Annotated in this window: 13 protein-coding genes and 1 pseudogene; 8 read left to right on the forward strand and 6 right to left on the reverse strand. The window is 55.3% G+C overall.

The window, feature by feature from the left end; translation table 11 throughout:
- Positions 1-27: 27 nt before the first annotated feature.
- From paaK to paaZ, 7 genes are all read left to right on the forward strand, one after another.
- The gene (paaK, locus tag CPH80_RS13450) at positions 28-1,335 is read left to right on the forward strand and encodes a phenylacetate--CoA ligase PaaK (protein ID WP_096278536.1); all 1,308 of its coding nucleotides are present in this window, start codon (positions 28-30) and stop codon (positions 1,333-1,335) included.
- Positions 1,336-1,477: 142 nt separating this feature from the next.
- Positions 1,478-2,467, forward strand: coding sequence for a 1,2-phenylacetyl-CoA epoxidase subunit PaaA (gene paaA, locus CPH80_RS13455; RefSeq protein WP_096278538.1), 990 nt, complete (start codon positions 1,478-1,480; stop codon positions 2,465-2,467).
- 15 nt (positions 2,468-2,482) lie between these two features.
- Positions 2,483-2,764, forward strand: coding sequence for a 1,2-phenylacetyl-CoA epoxidase subunit PaaB (gene paaB, locus CPH80_RS13460; RefSeq protein ID WP_096278540.1), 282 nt, complete (start codon positions 2,483-2,485; stop codon positions 2,762-2,764).
- A 10-nt stretch (positions 2,765-2,774) separates the two neighbouring features.
- Positions 2,775-3,539: a 1,2-phenylacetyl-CoA epoxidase subunit PaaC gene (paaC, locus tag CPH80_RS13465; RefSeq protein ID WP_096278542.1), complete on the forward strand. Its 765-nt coding sequence runs from the start codon at positions 2,775-2,777 to the stop codon at positions 3,537-3,539.
- A gap of 27 nt (positions 3,540-3,566) precedes the next feature.
- Positions 3,567-4,124: a 1,2-phenylacetyl-CoA epoxidase subunit PaaD gene (gene paaD, locus CPH80_RS13470; protein WP_096278544.1), complete on the forward strand. Its 558-nt coding sequence runs from the start codon at positions 3,567-3,569 to the stop codon at positions 4,122-4,124.
- Positions 4,125-4,137: 13 nt separating this feature from the next.
- The gene (gene paaE, locus CPH80_RS13475; protein WP_096278546.1) at positions 4,138-5,214 is read left to right on the forward strand and encodes a 1,2-phenylacetyl-CoA epoxidase subunit PaaE; all 1,077 of its coding nucleotides are present in this window, start codon (positions 4,138-4,140) and stop codon (positions 5,212-5,214) included.
- A gap of 19 nt (positions 5,215-5,233) precedes the next feature.
- Positions 5,234-7,279, forward strand: coding sequence for a phenylacetic acid degradation bifunctional protein PaaZ (gene paaZ, locus CPH80_RS13480; protein ID WP_096278548.1), 2,046 nt, complete (start codon positions 5,234-5,236; stop codon positions 7,277-7,279).
- 67 nt (positions 7,280-7,346) lie between these two features.
- Here the strand turns inward: paaZ and CPH80_RS22530 are convergent, their stop codons facing one another.
- The 6 genes and pseudogenes from CPH80_RS22530 to CPH80_RS13505 all read right to left on the reverse strand — a co-directional run bounded on the left by CPH80_RS22530 (position 7,347) and on the right by CPH80_RS13505 (position 12,608).
- Complete coding sequence (locus CPH80_RS22530; RefSeq protein WP_227520494.1) at positions 7,347-8,051, reverse strand: ABC transporter ATP-binding protein; 705 nt, start codon at positions 8,049-8,051, stop codon at positions 7,347-7,349.
- Positions 8,052-8,261: 210 nt separating this feature from the next.
- Positions 8,262-8,711, reverse strand: a pseudogene (locus CPH80_RS22535) (hemerythrin domain-containing protein); the annotation flags it as partial.
- 21 nt (positions 8,712-8,732) lie between these two features.
- On the reverse strand, positions 8,733-9,491 hold the full coding sequence (locus CPH80_RS13490) for an ABC transporter ATP-binding protein (RefSeq protein ID WP_096278552.1): 759 nt from the start codon (positions 9,489-9,491) through the stop codon (positions 8,733-8,735).
- Positions 9,488-10,495, reverse strand: coding sequence for a branched-chain amino acid ABC transporter permease (locus CPH80_RS13495; protein ID WP_096278554.1), 1,008 nt, complete (start codon positions 10,493-10,495; stop codon positions 9,488-9,490). The genes CPH80_RS13490 and CPH80_RS13495 overlap by 4 nt, the downstream gene beginning before the upstream one ends.
- A complete protein-coding gene (locus CPH80_RS13500) occupies positions 10,495-11,370 on the reverse strand; it encodes a branched-chain amino acid ABC transporter permease (RefSeq protein WP_096278556.1) in 876 nt (291 codons plus the stop codon). The genes CPH80_RS13495 and CPH80_RS13500 overlap by 1 nt, the downstream gene beginning before the upstream one ends.
- Before the next feature lie 77 nt (positions 11,371-11,447).
- On the reverse strand, positions 11,448-12,608 hold the full coding sequence (locus CPH80_RS13505) for an ABC transporter substrate-binding protein (protein WP_096278558.1): 1,161 nt from the start codon (positions 12,606-12,608) through the stop codon (positions 11,448-11,450).
- A 382-nt stretch (positions 12,609-12,990) separates the two neighbouring features.
- Here CPH80_RS13505 and paaX point away from each other — a divergent pair, with 382 nt between their 5' ends.
- Positions 12,991-13,962, forward strand: coding sequence for a phenylacetic acid degradation operon negative regulatory protein PaaX (gene paaX / locus CPH80_RS13510; RefSeq protein ID WP_096278561.1), 972 nt, complete (start codon positions 12,991-12,993; stop codon positions 13,960-13,962).
- Positions 13,963-13,981 lie beyond the last annotated feature (19 nt).

Raw genomic sequence — 13,981 nt, forward strand, 5'->3', positions numbered from 1 at the left:
GGCAACAAGAACAACACAGGAAAAACCATGAATCTACCCATGCAAAAAGTTGGAAAGTTGGACCGGATGGAAACTGCCAGCGTGGACGAATTGCGCCACGAGCAGCTTCAACGCCTGCGTTGGAGCGTTTGGCATGCCTATACGAACGTGCCTCATTACCGCAATGCTTTTGACGCCATTGGCCTGAAGCCGATGGACATCAACAGCTTGGAAGATATCGACAGGATTCCCTTCACCGGAAAAGACGACCTTCGGGAGAACTACCCGTTCAACATGTTCGCAGTGCCCATGAAAAAAGTCGTCCGGGTACACGCCTCAAGCGGCACCACCGGCAAACCCACCGTCGTGGGCTACACCCAGAGCGACATTGAAACCTGGGCCGACATTGTTGCCCGCTCCATCCGCGCCGGTGGCGGCAGCGCCGGAGACAAGATTCATATTGCATACGGCTACGGCCTGTTCACCGGCGGACTCGGTGCCCACTACGGCGCCGAGCGTCTGGGCTGCACGGTCATTCCTATGTCGGGCGGGCAAACCGAGAAACAGGTTCAGCTGATCAAAGACTTTGAGCCCGACATCATCATGGTCACGCCTTCCTACATGCTGAACATCGCGGATGAAATGGATCGACAGGGCGTTGACCCCAGAAAATTGCCATTGCGACTGGGCATTTTCGGTGCTGAGCCTTGGACGAACGAGATGCGCATAGAACTGGAAGACAGGCTCGGCATTCAGGCGCTAGACATCTACGGCCTGTCTGAAGTGATGGGGCCGGGCGTTGGTATGGAGTGTCTTGAAACCAAAGACGGCCCGACCATCTGGGAAGACCATTTCTATCCGGAAATTGTCAATCCTGATACCGGTGAAGTGCTGCCCGACGGCGAATACGGCGAACTGGTGTTCACCTCGCTTACCAAAGTAGCCATGCCGGTTCTGCGTTACCGCACACGCGATCTCACTCGCCTGCTACCCGGCACGGCACGGCCTATGCGCCGCATCGACAAAATCACAGGTCGCAGCGACGACATGCTGATTATCCGTGGCGTGAACGTATTCCCAACCCAGATTGAAGAGCAAGTGCTGAAGTGCCGTGCGCTGGCACCTCATTACGAAATTGAGGTGTACAAGAAAGGCAACCTGGACTGCGTGGATGTACGAGTAGAGCTGAAAGTAGGCGCCGAAGGTGCAGATGCCAAGGAGCACGCGGCTAAAGAATTGAGCCACCACATCAAATCCTACATAGGCATCAGCACCACAGTGCTGGTGCAGGATGCTGGCACCCTCAGCCGCTCTGAGGGCAAGGCCAAGCGGGTATTTGATCGTCGCAAAGAGTAGACCAACAGCCAGACATGATACAGAATACGATTCCTTGATATTTATTCAGTATCATATAGTATGAAGGTATCGCTCGTGATCCGTCACGGGCACTGCTGCTCTACGTCAGCAGACCAAACAAGCAAGATTTGGAGAGAGAGTTATGTACGCACAGATGGTCGAGACCGGCACGAAGGGCCTCAAAACCCTAGAAGAAATGTCTCCCGAAGAGCGAGCTTTCCAGGAAAAAGTGGACGCTGAAACCAAAATTGAAGCCAAGAACTGGATGCCTGAGGGTTATCGCAAAACGTTGATCCGCCAGATCTCCCAGCACGCCCATTCGGAAATTGTCGGCATGCTGCCGGAAGGCAACTGGCTTACCCGCGCGCCTACCCTCAAGCGCAAGCTGCAACTGATGGCCAAGATTCAGGACGAAGCGGGCCATGGCCTTTACCTTTACAGCGCTATGGAAACCTTGGGCGCGGACCGCGATGAGGAAGTTCAGAAGCTGCACGACGGTAAAGCCAAATACTCAACTATTTTCAACTACCCAACCCTGAACTGGGCCGACATGGGTGCGGTTGGCTGGCTGGTAGATGGCGCTGCCATCGTGACCCAGGTGGTATTGCAGCGTACGTCCTATGGCCCTTATGCCCGTGCCATGGTGCGCATCTGTAAGGAAGAAAGTTTTCACCAACGTCAGGGCTATCAGATTCTGCTCGACATGATGCGCGAGGGTACGCAAGAGCAGAAGGACATGGTGCAAGACGCCATTAACCGTCTGTGGTGGCCGGCGCTGATGATGTTCGGGCCACATGATGATGATTCGCCCAACTCCCAGCAGTCCATGGTCTGGAAGATTAAGCGCAAGAGTAACGACGAACTGCGTCAGATGTTTATTGATCAGACCATTCCACAGCTCGAGTTCCTCGGCTGCACGCTGCCCGATCCGGATCTGAAGTGGAACGAAGAACGGGGTCACTACGACTTCGGCGATATCAACTGGAAAGAGTTCTACAACGTACTCAAAGGCGATGGCCCCTGCAATCATGAGCGACTCGCTACCCGACGCAACGCAATTGACGGAGGTGCCTGGGTACGGGAAGCCGCCGTTGCCTATGCCAAAAAACAAAAACAACGCGCTGCCGCATAAACAGGAGAAATTGGTATGTCTGAATGGCACCTTTACGAAGTATTCGTACGCAGCAAGCACGGCCTGAACCACAAACACGTAGGCAGTGTGCACGCAGCTGACAATGAAATGGCCATGGAAAACGCCCGCGAATTGTACACCCGTCGTAGCGAAGGGGTGAGCCTCTGGGTTGTTCCCTCTGAGGCGATTACGGCCTCCGCATCGGATGAGAAGGAAGTCTTGTTTGATCCGTCAGACGATAAAATTTACCGGCACGCTTCGTTTTATGAGCTGCCCGACGAAGTCAACCAGATGTGAGGAGCCTGTCATGAGCAATCAACACGCATTGCAGGACTACCTGCTCCGCCTGGCGGATTCCGATATTATTCTGAGCCAGCGTCTTTGTGAGCTGACCGGCAAAGCACCGGCTCTGGAAGAAGAACTGGCATTGACCAACGTCGCACTCGATCTGGTGGGCCAGGCTCGACACTGGTACGAGTACGCAGCTGAACTGATTGACGACGGCCGCGACGCTGACAAACTCTGCTACCGCCGCGATGCTCACGAGTACCGCAACCTGCTGATGGTCGAGCAGCCGAACGAAGATTACGCCGTCACCATGGCGCGCCAGTTTTTCTTTGATATATGGCATTACTTCACCATGAAGAGTCTGGTGAATGCCCGCGATGAGCGTATTGCTGGCATTGCGGCCAAAGCCGTGAAGGAAGCCACATACCACCTACGCCGCTCTTCGGAGTGGGTGCGGCGAATGGGCGATGGCACCGAGGAAAGCCACCGTCGCATTCAACATGCCTTTGATCTGTTGTGGCGCTTCACCGGTGAGTTGGTGACGCCAGATGACACCGACCACGCCATGTTTGAGGCCGGTATCGGCCCCGATCCTGAACAGCTGAAACAGGACTGGCTTGGCATGGTGCGCGAAGTCGCAGCACAGGCCACCCTGACAACCGGGGCCGAAGATGCCTGGATGTATATGGGCGGAAAGCGCGGCGAGCACACCGAGCACCTGGGATTCATTTTGGCCGAGATGCAGTTTTTGCAGCGCGCCTACCCAGATGCAACCACTTGGTAAGTCTATTTGCTAACGGGAGAAGCTCCGGTGATTGAACGTGAACCATCGTCGGTAGACATACTGATTGCCAGCGACCGGGTACCGGCTAATGCCCACCCAGAACTGCTGACAGAAGACGCAATCTGGGTACTGCTGGATGACGTCAAAGATCCGGAAGTGCCCGCGATTAGCGTCGTGGAGCTCGGTATCGTGCGCACCCTGAGCTGGGATGGCAAACACCTGAGCGTGGATGTGACCCCCACCTACTCCGGCTGCCCCGCAACCGAGTTGATCGAAGAGTTGATCATTGAAGCCCTGCGAGCAGCGGGTATCCGCGATCCGCAAATCAACCGCGTGCTGACACCAGCCTGGACCACAGACTGGATAACCGAAGAAGGCCGGGAAAAACTCCGGGTATTTGGCATAGCGCCGCCCCAGGGCGGTGCTAGCAAAATGAGCCTGCTGGGCGCCGATGAAGTGATTGCCTGCCCGCTGTGTGGCAGCGAACACTCCGAGCGCATCAGCGAATTTGGCTCAACTGCCTGCAAGGCGCTTTACCGCTGCCTCGACTGCCTTGAACCCTTCGACTACTTCAAATGCATATAGAGCAGATACGATCATGAATAAATTCTACTCACTGGCCCTCAAAGAGGTCAGACCAGAAACAAGAAACGCCGTATCCCTGCACTTTGAACTGCCCGCGGATGTGGCAGAAAAATTCAAGTACAAGCAAGGTCAGCACCTGGTGGTACGCACTACGTTGGATGGTGAAGAAGTGCGCCGCACTTATTCCATTTGCAGCAGTGTGAATGACGAAGAGCTGCGTATTGCGGTTAAACTTGTGCCCGGCGGCGTATTTTCCCGTTTTGCCAATGAACAGCTGAAACCTGGCTCCACTTTGGAGGTCATGCCCCCGCAGGGCAGCTTCTCCATTGACCTGGATCCGCAGCGCGAAGGCCGTTATCTGGCGGTTGCCGCTGGCAGTGGCATTACCCCGATCCTTTCGATCATCAAAACGACGCTCGAAACCGAACCCAAAAGCCATTTCACCCTGCTCTACGGCAACAAGGGCACCGGCAGCACCATGTTCCGCGATGAGCTGCAGGATCTGAAAAACGAGTACATGACTCGTTTCAACCTGGTGTACATTTTCACTCGGGAAGAACAAGAGATCGATCTGTACAACGGTCGCATTGATAGCGACAAGTGCGACGAGTTGTTTAACCACGGAATCGACGTCAAGAATTTAACCGCGGCCTTCCTTTGCGGCCCTCAGGTTCTCACTGAAACGGTGCGCGAGTCACTGGTACGCCACGGTCTAGACAAGTCGAAAACGCACTACGAGCTGTTCACACCGGTCGGAGGTGTCCCTCGGCCCCGTAAAGACCGTGTTGATGCCAAAATCGATCCGCAGGTTGTCAGCGTGGTAACCGTTAAGGCTGATGGCCGCTCCCTGTCCTTCGATTTGGTACGCGACACCAAGAGCATTCTTGACGCCGGTCTCGACGAAGGTGCCGATCTGCCTTTCTCGTGCAAAGCCGGTGTCTGCTCCACCTGTCGCGCCAAGGTGATAGAAGGCGAAGTGGAGATGGATCAGAACTTCGCCTTGGAAGACTACGAAATCGCTGCCGGCTACGTGTTGTCCTGCCAGTGCTACCCGGTCAGTGACAAGGTTGTTCTCGACTACGACGAATAGTCATTTTGGAGTTTTTTACATGTCCGTTCTAAAAAGTTTTATTGCCGGGGAGTGGGTGGGTGAGCAGCCTGCAAAAGCCCTGCCTAGCGCCATCAATGGCGAAATCGTCGCGCACACCCACGACGACACCCTGGATTTCAAGAAGGCTGTTGAATACGGCCGCACGGTCGGTGGGAATAACCTGCTGGCCATGGACTTTCAGGAACGCGCGCTTGCCCTCAAGGCCATGGCGACATACCTGCAAGAACACAAGAAAGAGCTTTATGCGATGTCGATGCATACCGGCTCCAGCAAAGCGGATAACGGCATCGATATTGATGGCGGCTTCGGCACCATGTTCTCATACGCCAGCATGGGCCGCCGCGAGTTGCCCTCCGGCAACGTGGTACACGAAGGCCCGGTTACGCCACTTGGCAAAAACAACCACTTCGCCGGTACTCACATTCTGGTTCCGCGCGGTGGTGTCGCTATTCATATCGACGCCTATAACTTCCCTGTGTGGGGCATGTTGGAAAAGTTTGCGCCGACCTTCCTGGCGGGCATGCCCTCCATTGTGAAGCCGGCCACGTCTACCTGCTACGTAACCGAGCTGGCGGTTCGCCTGATGCACGAATCTGGCGCCCTGCCAGAGGGCAGTCTGCAGCTGATCATCGGCAGCACCGGCGACCTGTTCGAGCACCTGGAAGAACAGGATGTGGTCACTTTTACCGGCTCAGCGAAAACCGCTCGCATGCTGCGCGTTCATCCGAACATCATCAATCGCTCCATTCCGTTCAATGCGGAAGCGGACTCACTGAACAGCGCACTTCTGGCTCCGGATGTAACGCCGGAACACGAAGAGTTCGACCTGTTTGTGCGGGAAGTCGGCCGCGAAATGGTCGCCAAAGCGGGACAGAAATGCACCGCAATTCGCCGGGTTATGGTGCCTAAGGATCAAGTAGACGCCGTGTGCGACAAGCTCAAAGAGCGGCTGTCGAAAATCACCACCGGCGATCCCTCGGTTGAAGGCGTGCGCATGGGTGCTCTGGCATCTATCGATCAGCTGGAAGACGTGAAGGCCAACATTCAGGAACTGTTGAAAACCAGTGAGCTGGTGTTCGGTGGCGAAGGCAACTTCAAGCCAACTGGCGAGGGCACGGATAAAGGCGCGTTCATCGAACCGCACCTGTTGGTATGTCGTAACCCAGAAAATGGCTGTGGTGCGCACGACATCGAGGCCTTTGGCCCGGTTGCCACGATCATTCCCTACAACACCCTAGACGAAGCCGTTGAGCTGGTTGCCAAGGGCCGTGGATCGCTGGTTACCACCGTAACCAGCCGCGACCCCGCTATCATTGCCAAGCTGGCACCGGCGCTGGCTGCCTACCATGGCCGCCTGCATCTGTTGGATGCGGAAGCTGCGAAAGAATCTACAGGCCACGGCTCGCCCCTCCCCATGCTGAAACACGGTGGCCCAGGACGCGCTGGCGGCGGTGAAGAGCTCGGTGGTATTCGCGCTGTGTATCACTACCTGCAGCGCACAGCGATTCAAGGTTCGCCCACCATGCTGGCGGCTGTAACCGGTGAGTACATTCGCGGTGCCAAGGTGATCGAAAACGATATTCACCCGTTCCGTTACCACTTCGATGATCTGCAAATTAACCAGTCACTGCTGACCCATCGTCGCACAGTGACTGAAGCTGATCTGGTGAACTTCGGCTGCCTGTCGGGCGATCACTTCTACATGCACTTTGATGAAATCGCTGCCAAGAACAGTCAATTCGGCAAGCGCATCGCACACGGCTACTTCGTGCTGTCTGCGGCCGCTGGCCTGTTCGTTCATCCGGCCGAAGGCCCGGTACTGGCGAACTACGGCCTGGATACACTGCGTTTCATCGAGCCGGTCGCGCCGGGCGACACCATTCGCGCCCGCCTGACCTGTAAGCGCAAGATCGATCAGGGCCGCACCTCGCCAGATGGCCATCCGCAAGGTGTGGTTGTATGGGATGTTCAGGTCACCAATCAGGAAGACGATCTGGTTGCCAGCTATGACATTCTGACCTTGGTTGCTAAAAAGCCGGAGTAATTCCTCCGGCCATAAAAAAACCGCCAGCAGCATTAATAGGCTCTGGCGGTTTTTTTTGGCTGTTACGTCACATCCCCAGATACGCCTCACGCACTTTCTCGTTACTCAGCAGCTCACGGCCAGAGCCTTCCATTACCACTCGGCCAGTCTCCAGCACGTAACCACGATCGGCAAGCGCCAGCGCCTGGGAGGCATTTTGCTCCACCAGAAAAATGGTCATGCCTTCGTTTTTAAGCTCCTTGACGATGTTGAAGATCTCTTCAATGATCAGCGGTGCAAGCCCCATGCTGGGCTCGTCGAGAAGCAACAGCCTGGGCTTGGCCATCAGCGCACGGCCCATTGCCAGCATTTGCTGCTGGCCGCCGGACAGTTCGCCCGCCAGGTTGCGACGCTTCTGGCGCAGTATGGGAAACTTCTCGTACATGCGCTCAATATCGTCTTCCACTTCCGGGCTGCGTCCACGGGTGTAGGCGCCCAGCAGCAGATTGTCCTCAACGCTCAGATCTTTGAACACCTGCCGGCCTTCGGGCACCTGCACAATGCCACTGGCAACCCGCTTATCCGTACTGACTTTCAGCAGGTCTTTACCCTCGAAAGTAATGCTGCCGCTGTCTGTCGGCTGCAGGCCAGAGATCGTCATCAACAGTGTTGACTTGCCCGCACCGTTGGCACCGACCAAGGAGACGATTTCACCGCTGTTGATGTGAATATCAACGCCGTGGAGCGCCTCGATCTGGCCATAGGAGGTCTTCAGGCCCTTGATGGTAAGCATTTCCTCAGTCGCGCGCTGTGCGGTCCTGCGCGGTACGTGGCGCAGCCCAAGTCCACCGAGGCGCTCAGGCGTGTAGCTCACGATGCGATGGCGAAGTTCGCGGAATTCATCCCGCACACGCTCACCAAACAGCGGATCGTTGGATTGGTCACGGGATTCAATAATCAGGTGCCAATCGTCTTCAGTCAGAAGTTTGCGCGCTCGGGGTATGACAACGCCTTCCTCTTTTTTGATGTGCTTGCGCAAGGCCTCAGTAAACCGTGCAAGCGCGTGACTGAAGTCTTCCCGGCCTTCGGGCCAGCGCTCCATGCACACCATCAGCAAATGGCGCAGCTCGTTGATCTTTTGATCGCCAATCACGTAACCGTGCGCGAGCTTATCCAGCAACGGCTTGGTTTCCGGCGACTTTTCCCCCAGCACGCGGTAGAGCACAATCTCTTCGGGAGAGCTATGCACACGCCGGGCAAAGTGCTGAACGTAATCGAAAATGTTATTGAACAGCGTTTCATCAGGCTGCTGTTCATTAATGTTCATGTCGTGCTGGAGCTGATCCAGCAAGTCCAGTATGCGCCACAGGGACTGATGTTCCTGAACGATCGTGCTGATGGCTTGCAGGCTGTAGCTGTCTTCAGGCGCAACGTTGGTCGGTGTTTGTGTCATTATGGTTATTCCTCGCTCCGTTTAACCGCCCAGATAGGCTGCGATTACATCCGGATTTGCACGAATCTGTTCCGGCGTGCCTTCCGCCAGCACGCGCCCGTAGTTAAGCACCAGCAAACGGTCGGAAATACCCATCACTAGCTTCATGTCGTGCTCGACCAGCATCACGGTGATGCCCTGTTCTGCAATCTTGCGGATCAAATCCTCCAGCGCTCTTGTCTCCACAGCGTTCAGGCCAGCGGCCGGCTCATCCAGCAAGACGACTTTCGGCTCTGCGGCCAGCGCTCGGGCAATCTCCAATCGCTTCAACGCGCCGTACGACATGGCAGAGGCTTCGGTATTGATGTATTCGCCACAACCGACAAACTCCATTAACTCAGCGGATTTCTCACGCGCGGCTTTTTCGCCCCGGGTGAGCGCAGGCAAACGGAACAGGGTGGTGAGCAGATTACTTTTCAGGGCCAAATGCCGGCCAAGCATCACGTTTTCGATGGCCGTCATGTTCATACAGATCTGCATCTGTTGGAACGTGCGGCACATTCCTCGCTCTGCTAGCTGGCTGGGCTCAAGCTTCGCGATGCTTTCGCCATTCACCTTCACTTCGCCACTGGTGGGCGTGTACAGCCCCGTGATCAGATTGAACAGGGTGGTTTTGCCGGCGCCGTTGGGGCCGATAACCGAATACACTTGGCCGGCATCCACCGAGAAGCTCACGCCTTCAACGGCGTGTACGCCACCAAAAGATTTTGACAGATTATTAACTTCTACCAGAGCGGTCATGCGTCACCTCCGGCAGACTTGGAACGTCGTTTTTTTACGAAATTAGCAGCGGTTGGCAGTAAGCCTTTGGGCATGAAGATCATGGTCAGCATCAGGATGAGGCCAAACAACACCATTTCCATTTCCTGAAAATCCGCCAGCAATTGCGGCAGCAACTCCAGTACCACAGCACCAATGATTACCCCGATGGTCGAACCCATACCACCCAGAACCACCATGGTGATCAGCAAAATGGAAAAGTCGAAGCTGGCCACAGAAGGCGTAATAAAGCCCTGAAAGTGCGCATAAAGCCCACCCATCACACTGGCGTATACCGCTGAGATCACAAACACCAAGCTTTTGTACTTTGCGGTGTTTACACCCACCACACTGGCCGCTACTTCCGAGCCGTGCACCGAGCGCAAAGCGCGTCCAATAGGCGAATCAATCAGGTTCTGAGCCAACCACACCGCAGCCAGAAGCACCACGACCGCAAACAGGTACCAGGCCAGGTCGCCGCCGATATCCATACCGAACAGCGAATACTGGCTGAAGGGGCTGAGCTCCCAACCAAACACATCAAACGGGGGGACAGGCATCCCGTCAGGGCCGCCTGTTATTTCCCGTTCGTTATTCAGAATAATGGCAATAATGAAGCCCACAGCCAGGGTGGCCATGGAAAGGTAATGGCCTTTCAGGCGCAGAATCGGGCGACCAACAACCCACGCGATTACGGCCACGACAACGGCGCCGACCACCAGGGCAGGAATGGCAGACCAGCCGTATGTGCTGGTCATGATGGCGCTGAAATAGGCACCTAGCCCAAAAAAGCCCGCATGGCCCAGGCTGATCTGGCCCGCAAAACCCACCAGCAGGTTGAGGCCAACCACGGCGCCGGCAATCAACGCGATTTGAGTAGCTAGGCCATAATGAAACGGATTAGAGAGAAACAGTGGCAGAGCAAACGCCACAACGGCCAGGAACACCAAGCCTCTGAGTCGGAATTGCGAAAATCGAGCCATCATCACACCCGCTCCACAACTTTGGCGCCAAACAAGCCCCGGGGCATGAAGAACAACACCAGCAGAATCATCGAGAAGGCCACTGCGTCTTTGTAGTCCGACGACAAATAGCCAGCCGCCATGGCTTCCACCACACCTAGGGCCAAGCCGCCTACAACAGCACCCGTACCGCTGCCCAGGCCGCCAATGGCTGCTGCTACAAACCCTTTCAGCCCGAGAATGATGCCTATGTCATAGGAGGTAAAGGTAATCGGCGCCACCACAATGCCGGCTATGGAACCCAACAGTGCAGACACCATAAATGCGAGCATCAGCACAACCTGGGTGCGAATACCCACCAGGCGAGCGGCATCTTTGTTCATCGACGTCGCAAGAATGGCCTTGCCCGTCAGCGTACGGGTAAAAAAGTACACCAATACCGCCACAAGAACCGCGCCAACACCCAGCACCCAAAGGCTCTGGCTATTCAGCACAGCTCCAAAAATCTGAATTGGCTCGTTGCTGCTGAAGTTGGGCATAACGTGGTATTGCTTGCCCCACACCAGCTGGGCCAGGCCACGAATAAAAATAGACGCACCAATGGTAATAATAATCAGCGTAACCACATCCGCGTTTTTAGCGGGTGCAATGGCTAGGCGTTGGAGAGCGATGCCCAGCAAACCTGCCAAAACCACAGCAAGTACCACAGCGAGCAGCATGGGCACACCCATGGAGGTTAAAGACACGGTCGCCATACCGCCAATCATCAGGAACTCGCCCTGAGCAAAGTTGATCACATGGCTGGCGTTATAAATCAGGGTGAACCCCAAGGCGATCAGGGCATAGATGGCACCGATAGTGATACCAGTAAACAGGAACTGCAGGAATTCAGAGAACATAATCGGGTCCGCTCGCGCAGCGGCGAGCAACCACCCCGAAGGGAGGCTGCTCGCCTGTAGTACGGATGAAAACAGGCTTAATTGATCAGCTTCCAGTTGCCATCCTTAACTTCGAGGATACGGAAGGAATCGGCGTTCAGGCCGTTGTGATCGTCGGCTGACATATTGAACGTACCGGTTACGCCCACATGACCCTGAATGCTCTCAAGAGCATCGCGCACAGCTGCTTTATCTGTGCTGCCAGCTTTCTCAATGGCTTCAACGGCCAGCATCAGGCCGTCATAGGCATAGGCACCAAAGGTAGATACCTTGGCGTCCCAGCGCGCTTCGTATTCGCTCTTGTAGGCTTCAACGATCGGCTTTTGCGGATCAGTCGCCGGCAGGGAGTCGGGCACCAGCAATGGTGACGCAGGCAACCTCAGGCCTTCTGCACTGCTACCTGCCAGATCGAGGAAGCCATCAGAGGCAACACCGTGCGACTGATAAAACGGAAGCTCTATACCCAACTGAGCATAGTTACGGGTAACAATAGCCGGACCCTGACCAAAGCCGAAGTTAAGGACTGTCTGCACACCTTTGGCACCGCGGATATTGGTGAGCTGCGCCGTCATATCGGTATCAGAACCGCTGTAGGTTTCATCAGCAACAATCTCGATACCACCCATTTCTTTGGCCACTGCGAGGGTTTGCTCGCGCCCCGAGCTGCCAAAGCCGCCGGTGCCGGAGATCAGGCCGATTTTCGTCAACCCTCGGGATTTCATATCGGTCAGGATACGCTCTGCCGCCATGCGATCAGATTGCGGCGTTTTGAAAACCCACTTTTTAACCGGCGTGGTAATAACCGTTGCACCCGCCAGAGAAATAAACGGAATTTCTGCCTGTTCAACCATCGGCACAGCCGCCATAGTGGCGCCAGTGGTACTACCGCCTACAATAATATCGACCTTGTCTGAACGGATCAGCCGGCTTGCAAAGTTGCGGGCATTGGAGGCGTTGCCTGTGTCATCGTAATGAATAAGCTCGAGTTGACGACCCAGTACGCCGCCGTCTTTATTGATTTTTTCAACATACATTTCCAGAGTTTTCAGCTCCGGATCACCCAGAAAAGAGGCTGGGCCTGTAACCGCAAGAAAGGAGCCAATACGTATAGGCTCAGCTGCCTGAACGTTCATTGCCAGCAGGCCGACGGCCGCAATGGCCGCAAACTTACTTGCACGACGCGTGATATTTTTGAACATTGTTTTTGTTCTCCCAAGTGTAGTCAGGGCATTTTGGTTTTAGATGCCCCAGAATTTCTGAAAACCAGAACGGCTTCTCGTGCAAAGGCTGAACTTTTCGTATCGTGTACCCCTTTGCAACGCCCTGCCTTCAGCGCAGCGCGACAGACATTAGCCTATCACCACCATTACTCGCTATCCGCCACTCTAATAATACGATACCGTTGACGGATATCAATGGAAAATATTGTATCACTACATCAGTGTCAACTGCGCAGCGCACTACGGCACAGAATGTATGCGGCTTTACCCGGAGGCTAGATGGGGGATAATGTGCGCGCCCGAACGCCGTTAAGCAGGCCGGGGACGGCTTGGCGGAAAGCCTTAAAGAGATAAGAGAACCATGTCTGCAAAACAACAGCTCGGAAGCCTGGTTAGGGACTTCCAAAAAAAACGCCCTTTACGCGCAGGGTCTCTGATCATCACAACCTACGGCGACATCATTCACCCGCGTGGCGGCAATGTGTGGCTGGGCAGCCTGATGAAACTGCTCACACCCATGGGCGTGAGTGAGCGGCTTGTGCGCACCTCAGTTTACAGACTGGTTCAGGAAAGCTGGCTACAAACAGAGAAAGTGGGCCGGTGCAGCTATTACAGCGTTACCGGCGCGGGCCTGAGGCGATTCCAGCAAGCATTCGAGCATGTTTACACTCTCGGCACAGACGATTGGAACGGCAGTTGGTGCCTGGTTTTTCTTAACCAGCTGGAACCGGAAACCCGGGCCAAAGTGCGTGAAGAGCTAAAATGGCTGAGCTTCGGCAGCATGGCTTCGGGTGTAATGGAGCATCCGCGTTTTACACGCCACGAGTTGGTGCCCCTGCTTCAAGAATGGGGCGCTCTGGAAGACACCATCGTGATGCAGACCCAACCCCTGGAACAGCGAAGCCCCCGAGCTTTGCGCAGGCAAGTGAAGGAAAGCTGGAACCTAGACGAACTTGGCTTTCGCTACAAGCGCTTCCTGGAAAAATTTCGGCCGCTGTGGCGAGAGATCAGCACCAACGACAACCTAAGCCCGGAAGATTGCGTGACTGCTCGCATATTACTGATTCACGAATACCGAAAAATACTGCTGCGGGACCCGCTGCTGCCCGACGAACTCCTGCCTGGCGACTGGGAAGGGCGCAGTGCCAAACAGCTTTGCCGCAACTTGTACCGTGCTATATACAGTCGCTCTGATGAGTATTTAGCGAGCGTTTTGGAAAATGCTTCAGGCCCGCTGCCCGGCCCGAGCCCAGGTTTTTATCGTCGCTTTGGCGGCCTCGCGGACGAAAATACAGCCGATAACAACCCTGCTGTCGCAGAAGAGTCTGCCTGAGCACCGTAAAACAGGGCGA

The organism is Marinobacter sp. LV10R510-11A, assembly GCF_900215155.1.
Taxonomy (GTDB): Bacteria; Pseudomonadota; Gammaproteobacteria; order Pseudomonadales; family Oleiphilaceae; genus Marinobacter.

Bases quoted from the DNA above. Each gene is read 5' to 3' on its own strand.
- paaC (WP_096278542.1), top strand. From the start codon at position 2,775: ATGAGCAATCAACACGCATTGCAGGACTACCTGCTCCGCCTGGCGGAT.
- CPH80_RS13495 (WP_096278554.1), bottom strand. From the start codon at position 10,495: ATGATGGCTCGATTTTCGCAATTCCGACTCAGAGGCTTGGTGTTCCTG.
- paaX (WP_096278561.1), top strand. From the start codon at position 12,991: ATGTCTGCAAAACAACAGCTCGGAAGCCTGGTTAGGGACTTCCAAAAA.
- paaE (WP_096278546.1), top strand. From the start codon at position 4,138: ATGAATAAATTCTACTCACTGGCCCTCAAAGAGGTCAGACCAGAAACA.
- CPH80_RS13500 (WP_096278556.1), bottom strand. From the start codon at position 11,370: ATGTTCTCTGAATTCCTGCAGTTCCTGTTTACTGGTATCACTATCGGT.
- paaZ (WP_096278548.1), top strand. From the start codon at position 5,234: ATGTCCGTTCTAAAAAGTTTTATTGCCGGGGAGTGGGTGGGTGAGCAG.
- paaK (WP_096278536.1), top strand. From the start codon at position 28: ATGAATCTACCCATGCAAAAAGTTGGAAAGTTGGACCGGATGGAAACT.
- CPH80_RS13490 (WP_096278552.1), bottom strand. From the start codon at position 9,491: ATGACCGCTCTGGTAGAAGTTAATAATCTGTCAAAATCTTTTGGTGGC.
- paaA (WP_096278538.1), top strand. From the start codon at position 1,478: ATGTACGCACAGATGGTCGAGACCGGCACGAAGGGCCTCAAAACCCTA.
- CPH80_RS22530 (WP_227520494.1), bottom strand. From the start codon at position 8,051: ATGCTTACCATCAAGGGCCTGAAGACCTCCTATGGCCAGATCGAGGCG.
- CPH80_RS13505 (WP_096278558.1), bottom strand. From the start codon at position 12,608: ATGTTCAAAAATATCACGCGTCGTGCAAGTAAGTTTGCGGCCATTGCG.
- paaB (WP_096278540.1), top strand. From the start codon at position 2,483: ATGTCTGAATGGCACCTTTACGAAGTATTCGTACGCAGCAAGCACGGC.